This window comes from Paenisporosarcina sp. (assembly GCF_049671445.1).
GTDB lineage: Bacteria > Bacillota > Bacilli > Bacillales_A > Planococcaceae > Paenisporosarcina.
Window position 1 is genome coordinate 167731 of sequence record NZ_JBATUX010000118.1, and the last position, 15948, is coordinate 183678.

Here is a 15948-nt window from a genome sequence, read left to right on the forward strand (position 1 = left end):
GTGTGAAAGGAGTAGATTCTATGGGATATATTCGTTTAATGGACGAACCCTTATCGAATAAAATCGCTGCGGGTGAAGTTGTAGAACGACCTGCTTCTGTCGTTAAAGAGCTTGTGGAAAATGCGATTGACGCCGGCAGTACTTCAATTGATATATATCTAGAAGAAGCTGGCTTACAAACCATCCAAATCACCGACAATGGGAGCGGGATGGATGAAGAAGATGCGATTTTATCTTTTTCAAGACACGCGACAAGTAAAATTGCCAATGAACATGATCTTTTCCGTATCCGAACACTTGGTTTTCGGGGAGAAGCACTTGCCAGTATTGCATCGGTATCTAAAGTGGCATTATGGACTTCTGATGGTTCAACTACTGGGACAAGTATTGAAATTGAAGGCAGTCATGTAAAAAAACAACAAGCCGGTGCACTTCGAAAAGGGACAGATATCAAAGTTTCCCAACTGTTTTTCAATACACCAGCTCGATTGAAATATATGAAAACCATTCAAACAGAACTAGGACATATTATCGATTTAATTAATCGATTGGCACTTTGTTATCCATCAATTGCATTTAAATTAAGACACGGTGACCAAGTGTTGCTTCATACGAATGGCCGTGGAGATTTACAACAAGTAATCGCGGCTATCTATGGAATGGCAATTGCCAAAAAAATGATTCCGTTTGAAGGCGAATCATCTGATTATCGTATTCACGGGTATGCGTCCCTACCAGAAATCACACGTGCATCTAAAAATTATCTGACGCTTTTTGTAAATGGCCGTTGGGTTAAGCATTACAGTGTTCAACAATCAATTGTCAATGCGTACCATACATTCTTACCCATTGAACGGTACCCACTCGTCATCATGAATATCGTTGGGGATCCTTATTTGACTGATGTCAACGTGCATCCATCTAAACAACATATTCGATTAAGTAAAGAAAAAGAGTTGCAACAATTGGTTGAAGATACGATTCGAAGTAGTATTCGTTCAGTAATGAGAGCACCAGAAATTGCTGAAAAACCTAAAAAAGCAGCTGTTTCAAGTGAACAAATGGATTTGTGGAAGTCAAAACCGGTCCAACCAACACATACGGAAAATCGATCGATGCATACATTTAATAAACCACCTGAACCATTAATGGTAAAAGAACCGGAAGAACATCAAGAACCATTAGTTCCTCCTATTGAAAACATGCAAGCCGTTTCTTCAAAAGAGCCATTCCCAGAACTTGATATCGTTGGTCAAATTCACGGTACGTATATCGTTGCTCAAAGTGTAGATGGATTTTATTTAATCGATCAGCATGCGGCACAAGAGCGAATTAAGTATGAGTTTTTCCGTGACAAAGTTGGTGAGGTTGAAGCGGGGGAGAGACAGTCTTTGCTCATTCCTTTATCGATGCATTATTCAGCAGATGAAGCATTACGTTTAAAAGAACATGCTGATCAACTTGAAGAAGTCGGAGTATCACTTGAAGAATTTGGACCTACAACTTTCATTGTTAGGGATCATCCAGTATGGTTTCCAAAAGGATTTGAAGAAGAAATAGTCAAAGAATTAGTAGAACAAGTATTGACTAATCGAAAAGCGGACGTGAAGAAGTTACGAGAAGATGCAGCCATAATGATGAGTTGTAAACGGTCGATTAAAGCCAATCATTATTTAACAAAAGATGATATGACGAAGCTCTTATTTGACTTAAGACAAGCCGAACATCCATTTACATGTCCACACGGAAGACCTGTGATTGTTCATTTCTCCATATATGAGATTGAAAAGATGTTTAAACGGGTTATGTAACTTTTTTTACGATAGCATGAAGTTTTGAATCAAAAAATCTGCAAAACGTAGGTTTTTAATCAAAGAAATAACCAATCGAATATCACTCTAAAAGCACTGTGAACTTGTTAACGGGTTCTCTTGTGGGGTGCAAAAACTTAAAACAAAACACAAAAGGACTATCAATTCGCAATCAAATTGGTAGTCCCTGTTTTATTAGAAGATATGAAATCAGTTTGCAGCCTATTCGGTATGGGTCGAGGACGATGCGATTACAATTAGAACACATATCGGTCAATTGGAACCGAACTTTCGTTATGATGGACGATATGTTGGTATTTATGAACCGAATAACCAAGTTGCGATATCGAAAGTTTCGCCAAATGGTTAAAAGATGGTCTTGCAACTATATTTGTCAGATAGGCTGATTGATTTGTCCCTGGCATTCTCGCTTGATTCAGCGCATGAATCATTTGTTCAGCTGTCATTATTCCTAATCCATGCCCAAAAAACGTACCATCTCCTAGAACAACAGCATTTTCTCCTCTCCAATAAGGGGTTTGTGGATGGAAGTCCGGATTTTCAAAATAGACGACATCTCCAGGCAGAAAATGGGTTGTGTAAGTTACATTTTTTCCAAGGTCAGGATCAGCATGCCAGCCGTATAAATACATGTTTTGAAAGAATTGATTAAATAAGGATTCGCCTAAAACGTTTAGGACCGCATGGTAATAAATAATAACCTTTGCAGTTGCGCATTCAAACGCATATTGTGAACTGTTCATGTAGATATCCTGAATCGCGTCTGATGGTTTTACTCCATGCCGCAGCAAAAACCCTCCGGTATTCGTCAAATGCCAGTATTGAGGATTACAACGAGAATTTAAAAACCTTTCAAACCGCACATTGCTTTGATTCATAGCTCTTGCACTTAATATGATATTTTTTCGTAACTTAAGCTCAAAAGATAATTCACCTATGAATTGATACGAGTAAACGACTGTATCTTCAATCATCCGTTGAATAATCATGCGTTCAATACTACCAGACGACCACATGTCACCTTGTTGAAAGGGCATCCCCGATAGATGAATCATAATAAACCTCTTTCCAATTTACATTCTTACCTAGCATATTCAAAAATCATTTTAATGTGTAGCTATCACAAAAAATAGGTAGAAGTTAGGTAAAAAGCAAGTGAATTTAACAAGTGAGAAGAATGAGAACAATAGAAACCATTATTTGCATCATAAAAAGTATTACTGCATTAGTAATTCTTTCCTTCAACAAAACAAATGTTCACGGGAAATAGTTGAATTAGAAAAGAGTCAATATTTATGTTTAATATTGATGTTCTTCAACTACGAGATTGGTTATTGATCGATGGACATTAAATATAGTTCTCAACGAAATGCTTTACTTCGAATTGGTAAATTATGTGTTTTGATAGAAAATTGCTAGTATAGGGGATAAAAAATATGTGGAAGAAAATATCTCTAATTGCACTTTGCACAGTAATATTTTCTTTTAGTTGGTTATATATAGATCTAAAAAAAAACGAAGCTACTGCATTTAATTTTGCAAAAGAATATGTCATAAACCAATATGATGAGAATGGAAATCTCACTAATGGTGGCACAAGATATGATGTTGGTCGCGGAAACTATTCTGTAATCGTGCAGAATGATAATAATAAGAAATACTATTTAGAAGTAAAACTAAGTAATGACTTAGCTTTAGTTTCTGTTGAAGACGATACTTCCAATATAGGAAGCTCAACTGAATAATGAAGATTAATGAGATTTTAGTGATTTGTTACACAGTAGGGTAAGAGATATAAGTGAGACATCAGAAAGACTCGTATTGAATGGAGGACGAAGAAATACCTAAATCAGGTTGTATTGAATAACATTTATTTTAATATTGCGGAATAATAATGTAGAAATTGAAAAGGAATTAGAAGACGAACCTAAGAAGTAATACTACATTGATAATAAAAAAGCTTAATAGTTATTCAACTAAAGTACAGTTTGATTAATTGCGAGGGGATTTAAATAGTAGTTTATTTGTTATTTATTCCTTTATATATAATATTTATATGGCAATTCTTTAATCCAAAGAAAGCAATAGTAAGCGGACATGTAAATTTGCTTAGGATCTATTATCAACCTAAAGCTGCAATTGAAAGGCGGAGGCGGCACAACTCGATAGATGGAGTAGACGTTACTGAAAAAGAAATTAAACAGGCAAAAGTTAGTGCTGTTGCGGGTGTTATATTTGTAACATTAATTATTATTATAAGCCAAATAGCCATACATACATGATATACATACAAACAACTCGTGATTACCATTCGTTTATTCCACTTTCACGTATGGAACGGAAATCTACAACACTAAATAAAAAAAGAGAACTACCCTTAGTCATATTTTATGACGTTTAGGATAGCCCCTTTGATAAACTAAGTGTACTTATTCAATGTCTTCGAAGGACTAGCATAGGCTAATCAATCGTTGGCTTTTTCTTCGTTAAACCATAATGGATCATCATTTTCGACTTCTCCGTTATAGTTAATCAACACTTCTTCTCCAGCTTTAATATCTTTGTAAGCAAAGAAATCAAATGTATGATTATCAAAATTAATATCATACATCGCATTAGGTTGGTATGAATGATTAAATAACATACCATATCCTAAAACCAATGCCGTATGGTTGATGCCATACTCAAAAGCATAATCCGCTAAAAGCGTCTTCTCAACATGTTCATGTTGTTCATTTGGATAGGGGAGAACCGGTGCTTCATGAATAAGTTCACCTTTTTTGATATCTCGTTTTGCAAATACGCCACGATTTAATTCTCCGTCACTTAATGTAGATGTTTTTATTTCGATCATAAGGTTCACCTTCTCAATTCGTTTGTTAATTGTTTATTACTTGCAGGATGATATAGCATTTAAACCATCCAGCAAGTCACAAGTATAACATGTGGAATCTAAATCGTAATCCTACAAGGAAAACAGATGACCATATTCATTATTTTTTCGTTAAACCATTGAAAATTGTATCAATATTCCATTCCATCATTTTGATATACGTGTCGCCGTCTTCGCCTGGCTTACCAATTGAGTCAGTGAATACTTTACCGAATATCGGAACTCCAGTTTCAGCAGAGACCGTTTCCATACTACGAGGATCGATGCTCGTTTCAACAAATAATACAGGATCTTTTTTGGTTCTAATAAAATCAACTACTGATTTTACCTGTTCTGGAGATCCTTGGTTTTCTGAGTTGATTTCCCAAATATAAGCTGCTTCAAAATCATAAGCTTCTGAGAAATATTTAAAAGCACCTTCACTTGTAATTAATAGACGCTGTTCTTTTGGAATTTCGTTATAACGTGAAACTGATTCCTCATGAAGAGTTTCTAATTTATCAATGTATGCTTGAGCGTTCTTTTCATAGACATCTGCATGTTCAGGGTCAACTTTAATCAACCCATCTCTTGCATTTTCAGCATATTTAATTCCGTTGCGAATATCTAACCAGGCATGAGGATCTTCTTCAGATTCTTTCCCTTTAGTGGTCAAATATTTTGGTTCAACACCTTTACTCATTTGAAAAACGGGTGAATCTTTTTCGCCTTTGTTGGCAGTAAGTAATAGTTTTTCAAACCATGAGTTTCCTGCTTCTAAGTTTAGTCCGTTGTAGAAAACGGCATCCGCATCTGTTGTTAATTGAACATCTTTAGGAAGCGGGTCATATTCATGAGGATTAGATCCCACTGGAGCAAGCGTATGAATTTCAACACGATCTCCGCCGACATTTTTTACAATATCGTAAACAATTGAATAGGTAGCAATAACTTGAATTTTTTCATTTGGATCTTTTGTAGCATTTTCATCTTCTTTACCACACGCTGTAATAAGTAGGAGCAATAAGATGCTCATGATACCTGTAAAATATTTTATAGTTTTCATCTTTTTCCTCCAGATAATTATGATTGTGAATGCATTTCTCTTTTTCGTGCACTCTTAATTGAGCGCCATACCAAACCTTGTTTCGGTGAAAATAAAAACGCAAGAACAAATAAAGTTGTGGCCGCAAGTACAATGGTCGCACCTGATGCTAGGTTGTACGTATAACTAAAATACAATCCTAGAATGGATGACAATACACCAATCCCAGCTGATAAGTAAATCATGACCCAAAGTCGATCGGTTAATAAATACGCAGTGGAGGCTGGTGTAATGAGCATTGCTACTACTAGTATTATTCCTACTGTTTGTAATGAAGCCACTGTTACTAAAGTAAGTAGGGCCATTAAGAAGTAATGAATGACTTTTGTAGGTAAGCCATATGCTGCAGCCATTGTTGGATCAAACGAACTAACCAGTAATTCTTTATAAAAAACATAAATACTTACGAGAACAAAAATTCCGATGAGTAAAGTCGACCACATTTCAGATGGGCGAACGGCAAGCACATTTCCGAAAAGAATATGATACAAATCCGTGCTACTTTTCATAAACGTAATTAGAATAATTCCCGATGCAAATGCAGCAGTAAACATGATGCCGATCGACACGTCATTTTTAATACGACTATTTTGACTAATGAAACCAATACCTAGTGCTGTTATTAATCCAGTAAAAACGGCTCCAATAAAGAAGTTAATACCAAGCAAATAAGATAATGCAACACCAGGGAGCACCGCATGAGAAATTGCATCACCCATCAAGGCCATTCCTCGTAGAATAATAAAACAACCGATCACTCCACAAATGATTCCTACCATTATTGATGTCAATAAGGCTTTCTGCAAAAATTCGTAGTGGATGAGCGCTTCAATAAAATTCATCATACTTTCACCTCTTCACTAACCATTACAGGAAATTGATTTGTATAAGCTCTACTTAGTACTTGTGGTTGGAAGACCTCTTCGACATCTCCATGTTCAATTAACTCTTTGTTTAAAAGGATCAATTCATTAAAGTAATCACTAGCTTTACTTAAATCATGATGGACGACAACAACCGTTTTACCGCTGTCCCGTAGCTCTTTTAAAATGGAGATAATCTTCTCTTCGCTCGTGACATCGACGCCAACGAATGGTTCATCAAGAAAATACATTTCAGGTTTTTGTGCCAAAGCACGAGCAAGGAAGACCCTTTGTTGTTGACCACCTGATAGTTCCCCTATTTGACGATTAGAAAGATGCGCAATCCCAACTTTTTCTAAACATTCCATAGCTAATAACTTATGTTCTTTTTTCGGTCGTTTGAAGATTCCTAAGTTCGGATAAGTCCCAAGCAAAACTGTGTCCATAACCGTGATTGGGAAATCCCAATCAATATTGCTTCGTTGAGGAACGTAAGCAACTTTCGTTTTCATTTCTTTTATTGATTTCCCTAGTATTTCGACATTCCCGTTATCCTTTTTGATTAGGTTTAATAAAACCTTTAACAGAGTCGATTTACCAGCACCATTTGGTCCGATAATTCCGACCAAATTGCCTTCTTCTACTGTGAAACTTACATTCTTTAAAGCTTCAGTGCCGTTATACGATACATATAATTCGTTAACAGTAATGGCGGTTGTCATGAAATTTTCCTCCTTTATTAAGATGTCCAAGTGACATATTCTTTATATAAAAATAATTATTTCCTATTTGAAAAAAAGTTTCCTTAGAACAACTATATGCGGAAACCCTTCAGAAAGCAACTGAATAAGGAAAAATATATATAGAAAGTTGTGCTACCGTTTTTCAGATTTATACATGTTATTTTCCTTTTCAAGCGAGAGGGGTGTTTCATATACATTCCTTTAGGAAAAACAGTATAATTAGAGGAAATAATTTCATTCAAAACCAAGATTTTAAGAACGTAATTGGGGAGGTTGAGTATGGGACAATATATGTTGGCAATTGATCAGGGAACAACGAGTTCGAGAGCCATTCTTTTTAATAAGAAGGGAGAACTTGTACATACAGCACAAAAAGAATTTCAACAATATTTTCCGAAACCAGGATGGGTAGAACATAATGCCAATGAAATTTGGGGCTCTGTCCTGTCAGTTATAGCAGCAGTATTAACGGAAAGTGGCACTCAACCAACGGATATCCATGGGATTGGAATTACGAATCAACGTGAGACAACTGTTGTTTGGAACAAAAAAACGGGACGTCCGATTTACAATGCGATTGTGTGGCAATCAAGACAAACACAGGAAATTGTAGATGACTTAAAAGATGAAGATTTAGAAAAATGGTTTCAAGAAAAAACAGGATTACGTCTAGATCCGTATTTTTCAGGAACGAAAGTGAAATGGCTATTAAACAATGTTGAAGGTGCGAAAGAATTAGCGCAACAAGGGGATTTATTATTTGGAACCATTGATTCATGGTTAATATGGAAGTTGTCTGGTGACAAAGAACATACAACGGATTATTCGAATGCATCTCGAACATTATTGTTTAACATTCACGATTTAAAGTGGGACGAAGAAATTTGTAAGAAATTAGATATTCCTATTTCAATGTTACCCAAAGTGGCATCATCTTCTGAAGTTTATACAAAAACAGACCCGTCTGTTTTCTTTGGAGCTTCAGTACCAATTGCCGGAGTAGCAGGGGACCAACAAGCAGCCTTGTTTGGACAATGTTGTTTCGAAAAAGGAACCGCAAAGAATACATACGGCACTGGGTGCTTTATGTTATTGAATACAGGAGAAACAGCAGTTACTTCTGATAATGGTTTATTGACAACGATTGCATGGGGAATTGATGGTAAAGTGACGTATGCCTTGGAAGGTAGTGTATTTGTAGCCGGATCAGCGATTCAATGGTTAAGAGATGGTCTCCGCATGGTGAAAAATGCGTCAGATAGTGAAGCGTATGCCAAAAAAGTGGATTCTACTGAAGGTGTATATGTAGTCCCTGCTTTTGTTGGACTTGGAACCCCTTACTGGGATTCGGATGCTAGAGGTGCTATTTTTGGGTTAACGCGTGGAACTTCAAAAGAGCATTTCATTCGTGCCACACTTGAATCTCTCGCTTATCAAACAAAAGATGTGTTAGATGCGATGGAGCAGGATGCAGATATGAAAGTCGAAACACTTCGTGTAGATGGTGGTGCGGTAAATAATGAATTCCTTATGCAATTCCAAAGTGATTTGCTAGAATTAGAAGTTGAATTAGCCAACCTAAACGAATCAACTGCGTTAGGTGCTGCCTATTTAGCTGGCCTTGCTACAGGTTATTGGTCTGATTTAGAAGAAATCGAAAAAATGCGTAGCAGTAAAAAAACGTATTCACCGAAAATGGATAGAGAAAAAAGAGACGCACTTTACAGTGGTTGGCAAAAAGCAGTAGCTGCAACACGACTGTTTAAATAAAGGAGAGATACTTGATGCTATCAGCAATAGGACGCCCTAATAAAATCCAAACCCTTAATACCTACGAATTTGATTTACTAGTCATTGGTGGCGGAATTACTGGAGCGGGTATTGCTCTTGATGCCGTTACACGGGGATTATCCGTAGCTTTAGTTGAAATGCAAGACTTTGCAGCTGGTACATCAAGTCGTTCAACTAAGCTCGTGCACGGTGGATTGCGCTATTTGAAACAGTTTGAAGTAAAAATGGTTGCTGAAGTTGGCAAAGAGCGAGAAATCGTTTATGAAAATGCTGTTCATGTCACAGAGCCTGAATGGATGCTGTTGCCGTTTCATAAAGGGGGCACATTTGGACCGATATCAACGTCTGTTGGCCTTCGAGTGTATGACTTTTTAGCAGGTGTGAAACGGGATGAACGTCGACAAATGCTATCCACCGAGGAGACAAAAAGAAAAGAACCACTATTGAAAAAAGACGGACTTCGTGGTGCTGGTTACTATGTGGAATACCGAACAGACGATGCACGTTTAACGATAGAAGTTCTAAAAAAAGCGGCTGAAAAAGGTGTGATTTGCGTAAACTATGTGAAGGTGGAATCTTTCGTCTACAACCAAGGAAAAATAATTGGGGCTGAAGTTGTAGATCAGCTATCAGGACAACTCGCAACCATTCATGCAAAAAATATCGTGAATGCGACAGGTCCTTGGGTAGACGATGTACGAATTAAAGATTCAATTGATAATGGCAAACAACTAAGAATGACCAAAGGTGTCCATGTCGTTGTCGATCAATCTAATTTCCCGCTCAAGCAAGCAGTCTATTTTGATACTCAAGATGGTCGAATGGTGTTTGCAATACCACGAAATGGTAAGACGTATGTTGGGACAACGGACACTTTTTATGGAGATGATCCAAAAAATCCGATTGCTACAAGTGAAGATGTTGCCTACTTATTAAAAGCGATAACTTTTATGTTTCCTAGTATCCAACTATCACCACTTCAAGTGGAGTCGACATGGGCAGGTGTAAGACCACTAATTTTTGAAGAGGGAAAAGATCCTTCTGAGATTTCTCGTAAAGATGAAATCTGGGAATCTGCGAGTGGACTTGTGACAATAGCTGGTGGCAAATTAACAGGTTATCGTAAAATGGCTGAAATGGTCGTAGATCGTGTGTGTAAGAAATCCGATTCTTCTTTCGGACCTTCTGTTACGAAACACCTCCCGTTGTCCGGTGGAGCTGTAGGTGGGTCGAAAGGGTTCAAATCCTTTGTGGAAATGAAAGCTTTAGAAGGTCAACAATACGGTTTGTCATACGATGAATCACGACAACTAGCATCGTTTTATGGAACGAATGTCCATCATTTATTTGCTTATGCAAATGTTCTGAAGAATAATTCATATGGATTGCCTTTGCCTTTAGCAGCTAGACTTGCCTATGCAATCCAATTTGAAATGACCTGTACACCGGCAGACTTTTTTGTACGCCGAACAGGTGATTTATATTTCAACATGGATGAAGTGCATGCTTATAAAGAGCAAGTCTGTCAAATGATGAAAGCTCAACTTAGTTATTCCGAAAATCAAGTTGATTTCTATCGATTTGACTTAGATAAACAAGTGCAAGAAGCAACATCCTTCCGAAAGGAGAATGCTTAATGACCAAAAGTATACATTATGTCAAAATGTCAGATGGGTATGATATCTACACAGTTGTTTATAAACCGCCGAATTCACCAATAGGACATGTACATTTATTACACGGTATGGCTGAGCATATTGGTCGTTATGAAGAATTCGCGACACATCTGGTCAGCAAAGGATATGTAGTGTCAGGGCATGATCATCGTGGGCATGGGCATTCTGGTCAAAAACAAAATCAAGTAGGATTTTTTGGAGATACTGATGGCTTTGAACGAGTGACGGAAGATGTACGAGAAGTTTTGCAAGACGTTCGCAAGGATATCGCATGCGACAAACCGATTCTTTTTACGCATAGCATGGGATCATTTGTTGGGAGAAGATATATTCAAAAGTACGGAGAATCGGTTTCGAAAATTGTTCTATCAGGGACTGGTGGACCACCTGGTTTAACTGGCTCAGTAGGAAAATGGATGGCAAAAGGATTTGGGCAAGTCAAAGGCTTAGAAACTGAAAATCATTTATTAAACAAACTGACTTTTGGTAAATATAATGCGGCTTTCAAAGATTACAAAACAGACTTTGATTGGCTAAGTTCAGATCCAAATGAAGTACAGAAGTATATTGATGATCCTTTCTGTGGATTTGTTGCAAGCAACCAATTTTTTGTGGACCTAATTAGTGGATTGCAGGTGGTTCATAATAAAAAAGAAATCGCTCGTATTCCAAAAAATCTTCCCATTCTCATGATTTCTGGTTCAATGGATCCTGTAAGTCAAAATGGAAAACAACTTTGGGTAGTTGCTGAACAATATAAAAAAGCGGGACTGAGTGATATTACAGTATTAGTAATAGAAGGAAAAAGGCATGAATTACTATTGGAAATTGGAAGAGAAGAAACATATGAGGTTATTACAAAATGGATGAAGAAAAAATGAAAGATTTAGATGTGCTTGCTATAGTAGGACCTACGGCTTCTGGTAAAACCGCAATCTCAATTAAACTGGCGAAATTTCTAAATGGAGAAATTATCAATGGTGACTCTATGCAAGTTTATAAAGGTCTTGATATCGGCACAGCAAAAATCACACTGAGCGAGATGGAAGGAATTCCTCATCACTTACTAGATATAAAAGAACCAACGGAGTCATTTTCAGTTGCAGAATACCAACAGTTAGTTCGTGAAAAAATAGCAGAAATTCAATCAAGAGGAAAATTACCGATTCTCGTAGGTGGTACTGGACTTTATGTTCAATCAGTTTTATATGATTTTCAGTTCACAGAAGACCGAGTTGATGAAAAGGTTCGCAATGGCTATTATAAAGAACTAGAAAATCTGGGTCCTGTAGCCATGCATGCGAAGCTTAAATTGATTGATCCACAAAGTGCAGCGCTGATTCATCCAAATAATACACGACGAGTAGTACGTGCATTGGAAATCGCAGAACACTCAGATACAACAAAATCGGCTGAAACTCAAAATCAAGGTCATGAAGCCATGTATCGTCATGTGATTTTAGGGTTGCAAATTGATCGGGAAGTATTATATGAACGAATTAATTTAAGAGTTAATCGTATGATTGAACTAGGATTAGTAACTGAAGCCAAGCAACTCTGGGATGGAGAAATTAAAGAAGTACAAGCAGTCCAAGCCATCGGTTATAAAGAAATTTACGCTTATTTTGACAATCAAATTTCGTTGGAAGAAGCTATTGAACAAATTAAACAAAATTCACGACGGTATGCAAAGCGTCAACTAACTTACTTCCGAAATAAATTGCCAGTTAAATGGATAGAACCACAACTGGCTATGTCTGAAATACTTCCAATAATTAAACAGGATATGCAGGAATCTGCGCATTAAAAGCGAATATTATGTAATGGAACTAAATAAATAAACAAACACTTGCGTTTATATAGGAGGAAGTAAAACATGAAGCCGATAAATATTCAAGATGTCTTTTTAAATCAATTAAGAAAAAACAAAGTGTTCGTTACTGTATTTCTATTAAATGGATTTCAGTTAAAAGGACACGTTCAATCTTATGATAATTTTACAGTGTTGTTAGAGTCAGATGGCAAACAACAACTCATTTATAAACATGCGATTTCAACCTTTGTCCCTGCTAAACCAGTTTCCCTTTCAACTGAAGAAGTATAGGCAAGGTGTTTGACAATATACCTTACGGGGTATAATATTGGTGATGAATAAAGAATAATCTATTGGGGGTATATATATGAAGACGATTCAACCTGAAGAATTACAAGCAAAACTAGACGCTGGTGAAACAGTTAATATGATCGATGTTCGTGAAGCGGACGAAGTAGCGGCAGGTAAAATTCCAGGAGCTCAACATCTTCCTTTAGGATTAGTGGAATTCAAGCATCAAGAATTAGATAAGACTGAAGAGTATGTAATCATCTGTCGCTCAGGTGGACGCAGTGGAAAAGCGTGTGAATACCTTGAAAGTCAAGGATTTGATGTAACGAACATGTCTGGCGGTATGTTAGAGTGGCAAGGCGAAGTAGAACTTTAAAAATGATAATAAAAAAGCAGCTTTTCTCGGTTTCGAGTTAAGCTGCTTTTTCTGTTGTTCTTAATGTACGGAAAGGCAAACGCCATTTATAAAGATAGGAAATGACGCGTAAAGTTGTAGTTGAAAGAAACAAGACATAAAGTGCAATGTCGTTTACGGCTATTCCAAATCCAATCACAAGTCCTGTAATAACTGCCCAGACAGCATATACTTCGTTTCGAAGTACAAGAGGTTTTCGTTTGGCAAGAACATCACGAACGATTCCTCCGCCAGAACCAGTTAAAACAGCTGCTACTACAATCGCACTAATCGGTAATCCCAGCTGAACTGCAAACAATGCACCTTGTATGGCAAATGCAGATAAACCAATTGCATCGAAAAAATTTCCCCAACGGTTCCAATGTTTTAATAAATTCTGTGGAAACAAAAAAACCGCAGTAATGGCAAATAAGGCAATTTGAAACATCATTTCTTGTTCCCACAGTGCTGATACCGGTACTCCTATTAATAAATTCCGAATCGCTCCTCCACCAAATGCAGTCACAATTCCGAGTAAATAAACACCAAATAAATCATATTCTTCTTCCATGGCAACAATCGCACCAGAAACGGCAAAGGCTATTGTTCCAATAATACTTAATACATCCCAAGCCACTATACATTCCTCCATATTTCAATAGAACGAATTAAATTGTAGCAGATTCTTCTACAATTACAATAGGTATTGATCTTGAGCTTTTAAAAAGTTGACGACTAGGGTAGGACTGATAAGATGAAGAATGAAATAAGAGATGAAACTAAAAGATAAAAATGACAAAAGTGAGGATTACATATGACATTCCAATCCGTATTAAAGCCAGACTTACTTAATGAAGCAAAACATATCGAACAACAAATATCATCACAACATAATGAAGCGGATCACATAGCTTTCTATAATCAAGAAAAAGTAATTTCGGCATTTAGAAAACACCAAGTAAGTGACTTTCATTTACATCCATCAAACGGCTATGGCTACGACGATGAAGGAAGAGATAATTTGGAAAGCGTCTACGCAGAAGTTTTTGGAGCTGAGGCTGCACTCGTAAGATCTCAAATCATTTCCGGTACACATGCGATAACCATAAGTTTATTCGGTGTACTACGTCCCGGAGATGAATTATTGTACATTACGGGAAAACCATATGATACGTTGCAATCCATTGTCGATGGCGGGGAGCAAGATACAGGATCCCTAAAAGACTTTAACATTTCGTATCAACATATAGATTTACAAGACGATGGAGGAATCGATTGGACAAAAGTAGAAGAAGCAATTTGTGAAAAGACAAAAGTAATTGCCATTCAACGTTCGAAAGGTTACGCAAATCGTCCTTCATTTACTATTGAACAAATTGAATTAATGACAAAAAAAATCCGTTCCTTAAAACCACAAGCAATTATTTTCGTTGATAATTGTTATGGAGAATTTGTCGAAAAGCTTGAACCTACTGATATAGGAGTCGATTTAATGGCTGGTTCACTTATTAAGAATCCGGGTGGGGGACTAGCGAAAATTGGTGGATATATTGCTGGTCAAAAAAAATATGTGGATATGTGTGCTTATCGTATGACTTCTCCGGGTATAGGAGGAGAGGCTGGTCCGTCATTGAATACGTTGGCGGATATGTATCAAGGATTTTTCTTAGCTCCTCATGTTGTAGCTCAAGCAGTCAAAGGGGCTATATTCACATCAGCTCTACTTGAAAAAGTTGGTATGAACACATCGCCTCATTATCTTGAAAAAAGGACAGATTTGATTCAATCGGTGTCCTTCAAAACGGCTGATCAAATGATTCAATTTTGTAAGGCTATCCAAGCTAATTCGCCAATTAATGCTCATTTTTCTCCTGAACCTGCTTATATGCCAGGCTATGAAGATGATGTGATAATGGCTGCGGGTACATTTGTACAAGGATCAAGTATTGAATTAACAGCAGATGGTCCTATACGCCCACCATACACAGCGTTCATACAAGGTGGATTAACTTACGAACATGTTAAATTTGCGATACTTTCGGCAGTTCAACAACTTCAAGATGAAAAAATAAAGTAAAATTCTGCTGTAATTTTTTACATGTTAGATAATGTGACATGGGTTTGACAAGAAACCTAACATATAGTATGATAACACTTGTGAAAGCGTAGGTGAGTCAAGTGAGTCAACAATTAAGAAGATCCATGCCTTTACTTCCAATTAGCATTGTCATGCAGCTCACGGAGTTGACTGCCAGACAAATACGCTATTATGAAGATCATGATTTAATTCATCCAGCTCGTACAGAAGGAAATCGACGCATGTTTTCATTGATTGATGTCGACACTTTATTAGAGATAAAAGACTTTCTCGAACAAGGTATCAATATGGCGGGGATAAAAAAATTGTTTGAATTGAAGAACCAACCAGTTATTCCAGAAATAAAAGCCCAGATGACGGATGCGGAACTACGAAGTATTTTGAGAATTGAAATGCAACAAGCAGGAAGATTTCAAAAGGCTTCATTAAGACAAGGTGATTTATCTCGTTTTTACCACTAAACGAGTAAA

Annotated in this window: 17 protein-coding genes; 11 read left to right on the top strand and 6 right to left on the bottom strand. The window is 37.0% G+C overall.

All coding sequences use genetic code 11. From position 1 onward, the window contains the following. Window positions 1-20 precede the first annotated feature (20 nt). Window positions 21-1811: a DNA mismatch repair endonuclease MutL gene (gene mutL, locus WBG45_RS14805; RefSeq protein WP_424415748.1), complete on the top strand. Its 1791-nt coding sequence runs from the start codon at window positions 21-23 to the stop codon at window positions 1809-1811. Between the two features lie 257 nt (window positions 1812-2068). On the opposite strand, the gene WBG45_RS14810 is transcribed toward mutL, so the two are convergent. Further along, window positions 2069-2887, bottom strand: a complete 819-nt coding sequence (locus WBG45_RS14810) for a protein-glutamine gamma-glutamyltransferase (RefSeq protein ID WP_424415750.1) — start codon at window positions 2885-2887, stop codon at window positions 2069-2071. Window positions 2888-3268: 381 nt separating this feature from the next. Here WBG45_RS14810 and WBG45_RS14815 point away from each other — a divergent pair, with 381 nt between their 5' ends. Beyond that, window positions 3269-3577 (top strand): hypothetical protein, encoded by a 309-nt coding sequence (locus WBG45_RS14815; RefSeq protein ID WP_424415752.1) that lies wholly within the window; start codon window positions 3269-3271, stop codon window positions 3575-3577. A 279-nt stretch (window positions 3578-3856) separates the two neighbouring features. Then, entirely contained in the window at window positions 3857-4114 is a 258-nt protein-coding gene (locus WBG45_RS14820; RefSeq protein WP_424415754.1) for a hypothetical protein, read from the top strand. A 182-nt stretch (window positions 4115-4296) separates the two neighbouring features. On the opposite strand, the gene WBG45_RS14825 is transcribed toward WBG45_RS14820, so the two are convergent. The 4 genes from WBG45_RS14825 to WBG45_RS14840 all read right to left on the bottom strand — a co-directional run bounded on the left by WBG45_RS14825 (window position 4297) and on the right by WBG45_RS14840 (window position 7394). After that, window positions 4297-4686, bottom strand: coding sequence for an SET domain-containing protein (locus tag WBG45_RS14825; RefSeq protein ID WP_024534948.1), 390 nt, complete (start codon window positions 4684-4686; stop codon window positions 4297-4299). Between the two features lie 139 nt (window positions 4687-4825). Next, window positions 4826-5770 carry a metal ABC transporter substrate-binding protein gene (locus WBG45_RS14830; RefSeq protein WP_424415756.1) on the bottom strand — a complete coding sequence of 315 codons (945 nt, stop codon included), beginning with the start codon at window positions 5768-5770 and terminating at the stop codon, window positions 4826-4828. 17 nt (window positions 5771-5787) lie between these two features. Then, window positions 5788-6651 (bottom strand): metal ABC transporter permease, encoded by an 864-nt coding sequence (locus WBG45_RS14835; protein ID WP_424416001.1) that lies wholly within the window; start codon window positions 6649-6651, stop codon window positions 5788-5790. Next, window positions 6651-7394 (bottom strand): metal ABC transporter ATP-binding protein, encoded by a 744-nt coding sequence (locus WBG45_RS14840; protein WP_424415758.1) that lies wholly within the window; start codon window positions 7392-7394, stop codon window positions 6651-6653. Before WBG45_RS14840 ends, WBG45_RS14835 begins: the two co-directional genes overlap by 1 nt. 300 nt (window positions 7395-7694) lie before the next feature. Between WBG45_RS14840 and glpK the strand changes: the two genes are divergently transcribed. The 6 genes from glpK (at window position 7695) to WBG45_RS14870 (ending at window position 13362) form a co-directional block, all read left to right on the top strand. Continuing rightward, entirely contained in the window at window positions 7695-9185 is a 1491-nt protein-coding gene (gene glpK, locus WBG45_RS14845) for a glycerol kinase GlpK (RefSeq protein WP_424415760.1), read from the top strand. 14 nt (window positions 9186-9199) lie between these two features. After that, a complete protein-coding gene (locus WBG45_RS14850) occupies window positions 9200-10843 on the top strand; it encodes a glycerol-3-phosphate dehydrogenase/oxidase (protein ID WP_424415761.1) in 1644 nt (547 codons plus the stop codon). Beyond that, window positions 10843-11763 (top strand): alpha/beta fold hydrolase, encoded by a 921-nt coding sequence (locus WBG45_RS14855; RefSeq protein ID WP_424415763.1) that lies wholly within the window; start codon window positions 10843-10845, stop codon window positions 11761-11763. The genes WBG45_RS14850 and WBG45_RS14855 overlap by 1 nt, the downstream gene beginning before the upstream one ends. After that, window positions 11745-12689, top strand: coding sequence for a tRNA (adenosine(37)-N6)-dimethylallyltransferase MiaA (gene miaA / locus WBG45_RS14860; protein WP_424415765.1), 945 nt, complete (start codon window positions 11745-11747; stop codon window positions 12687-12689). The genes WBG45_RS14855 and miaA overlap by 19 nt, the downstream gene beginning before the upstream one ends. A gap of 69 nt (window positions 12690-12758) precedes the next feature. After that, the gene (hfq, locus tag WBG45_RS14865) at window positions 12759-12986 is read left to right on the top strand and encodes an RNA chaperone Hfq (RefSeq protein WP_424415766.1); all 228 of its coding nucleotides are present in this window, start codon (window positions 12759-12761) and stop codon (window positions 12984-12986) included. Window positions 12987-13062: 76 nt separating this feature from the next. Continuing rightward, on the top strand, window positions 13063-13362 hold the full coding sequence (locus WBG45_RS14870; RefSeq protein WP_424415767.1) for a rhodanese-like domain-containing protein: 300 nt from the start codon (window positions 13063-13065) through the stop codon (window positions 13360-13362). Window positions 13363-13399: 37 nt separating this feature from the next. On the opposite strand, the gene WBG45_RS14875 is transcribed toward WBG45_RS14870, so the two are convergent. Beyond that, window positions 13400-14017 (bottom strand): trimeric intracellular cation channel family protein, encoded by a 618-nt coding sequence (locus WBG45_RS14875; protein ID WP_424415769.1) that lies wholly within the window; start codon window positions 14015-14017, stop codon window positions 13400-13402. A gap of 177 nt (window positions 14018-14194) precedes the next feature. On the opposite strand from WBG45_RS14875, the gene WBG45_RS14880 reads away from it, so the two are divergent. After that, window positions 14195-15457, top strand: a complete 1263-nt coding sequence (locus tag WBG45_RS14880) for an aminotransferase class I/II-fold pyridoxal phosphate-dependent enzyme (protein WP_424415771.1) — start codon at window positions 14195-14197, stop codon at window positions 15455-15457. A gap of 101 nt (window positions 15458-15558) precedes the next feature. Next, window positions 15559-15939, top strand: a complete 381-nt coding sequence (locus WBG45_RS14885; protein WP_424415773.1) for a MerR family transcriptional regulator — start codon at window positions 15559-15561, stop codon at window positions 15937-15939. Window positions 15940-15948 lie beyond the last annotated feature (9 nt).

Excerpts from the sequence above, each read along its gene's own strand:
- WBG45_RS14810 (WP_424415750.1), bottom strand. The coding sequence starts at position 2,887 with ATGATTCATCTATCGGGGATGCCCTTTCAACAAGGTGACATGTGGTCG.
- mutL (WP_424415748.1), top strand. The coding sequence starts at position 21 with ATGGGATATATTCGTTTAATGGACGAACCCTTATCGAATAAAATCGCT.
- WBG45_RS14855 (WP_424415763.1), top strand. The coding sequence starts at position 10,843 with ATGACCAAAAGTATACATTATGTCAAAATGTCAGATGGGTATGATATC.
- WBG45_RS14825 (WP_024534948.1), bottom strand. The coding sequence starts at position 4,686 with ATGATCGAAATAAAAACATCTACATTAAGTGACGGAGAATTAAATCGT.
- WBG45_RS14880 (WP_424415771.1), top strand. The coding sequence starts at position 14,195 with ATGACATTCCAATCCGTATTAAAGCCAGACTTACTTAATGAAGCAAAA.
- WBG45_RS14870 (WP_424415767.1), top strand. The coding sequence starts at position 13,063 with ATGAAGACGATTCAACCTGAAGAATTACAAGCAAAACTAGACGCTGGT.
- WBG45_RS14850 (WP_424415761.1), top strand. The coding sequence starts at position 9,200 with ATGCTATCAGCAATAGGACGCCCTAATAAAATCCAAACCCTTAATACC.
- hfq (WP_424415766.1), top strand. The coding sequence starts at position 12,759 with ATGAAGCCGATAAATATTCAAGATGTCTTTTTAAATCAATTAAGAAAA.
- WBG45_RS14835 (WP_424416001.1), bottom strand. The coding sequence starts at position 6,651 with ATGAATTTTATTGAAGCGCTCATCCACTACGAATTTTTGCAGAAAGCC.
- WBG45_RS14815 (WP_424415752.1), top strand. The coding sequence starts at position 3,269 with ATGTGGAAGAAAATATCTCTAATTGCACTTTGCACAGTAATATTTTCT.
- WBG45_RS14830 (WP_424415756.1), bottom strand. The coding sequence starts at position 5,770 with ATGAAAACTATAAAATATTTTACAGGTATCATGAGCATCTTATTGCTC.
- glpK (WP_424415760.1), top strand. The coding sequence starts at position 7,695 with ATGGGACAATATATGTTGGCAATTGATCAGGGAACAACGAGTTCGAGA.
- miaA (WP_424415765.1), top strand. The coding sequence starts at position 11,745 with ATGGATGAAGAAAAAATGAAAGATTTAGATGTGCTTGCTATAGTAGGA.
- WBG45_RS14840 (WP_424415758.1), bottom strand. The coding sequence starts at position 7,394 with ATGACAACCGCCATTACTGTTAACGAATTATATGTATCGTATAACGGC.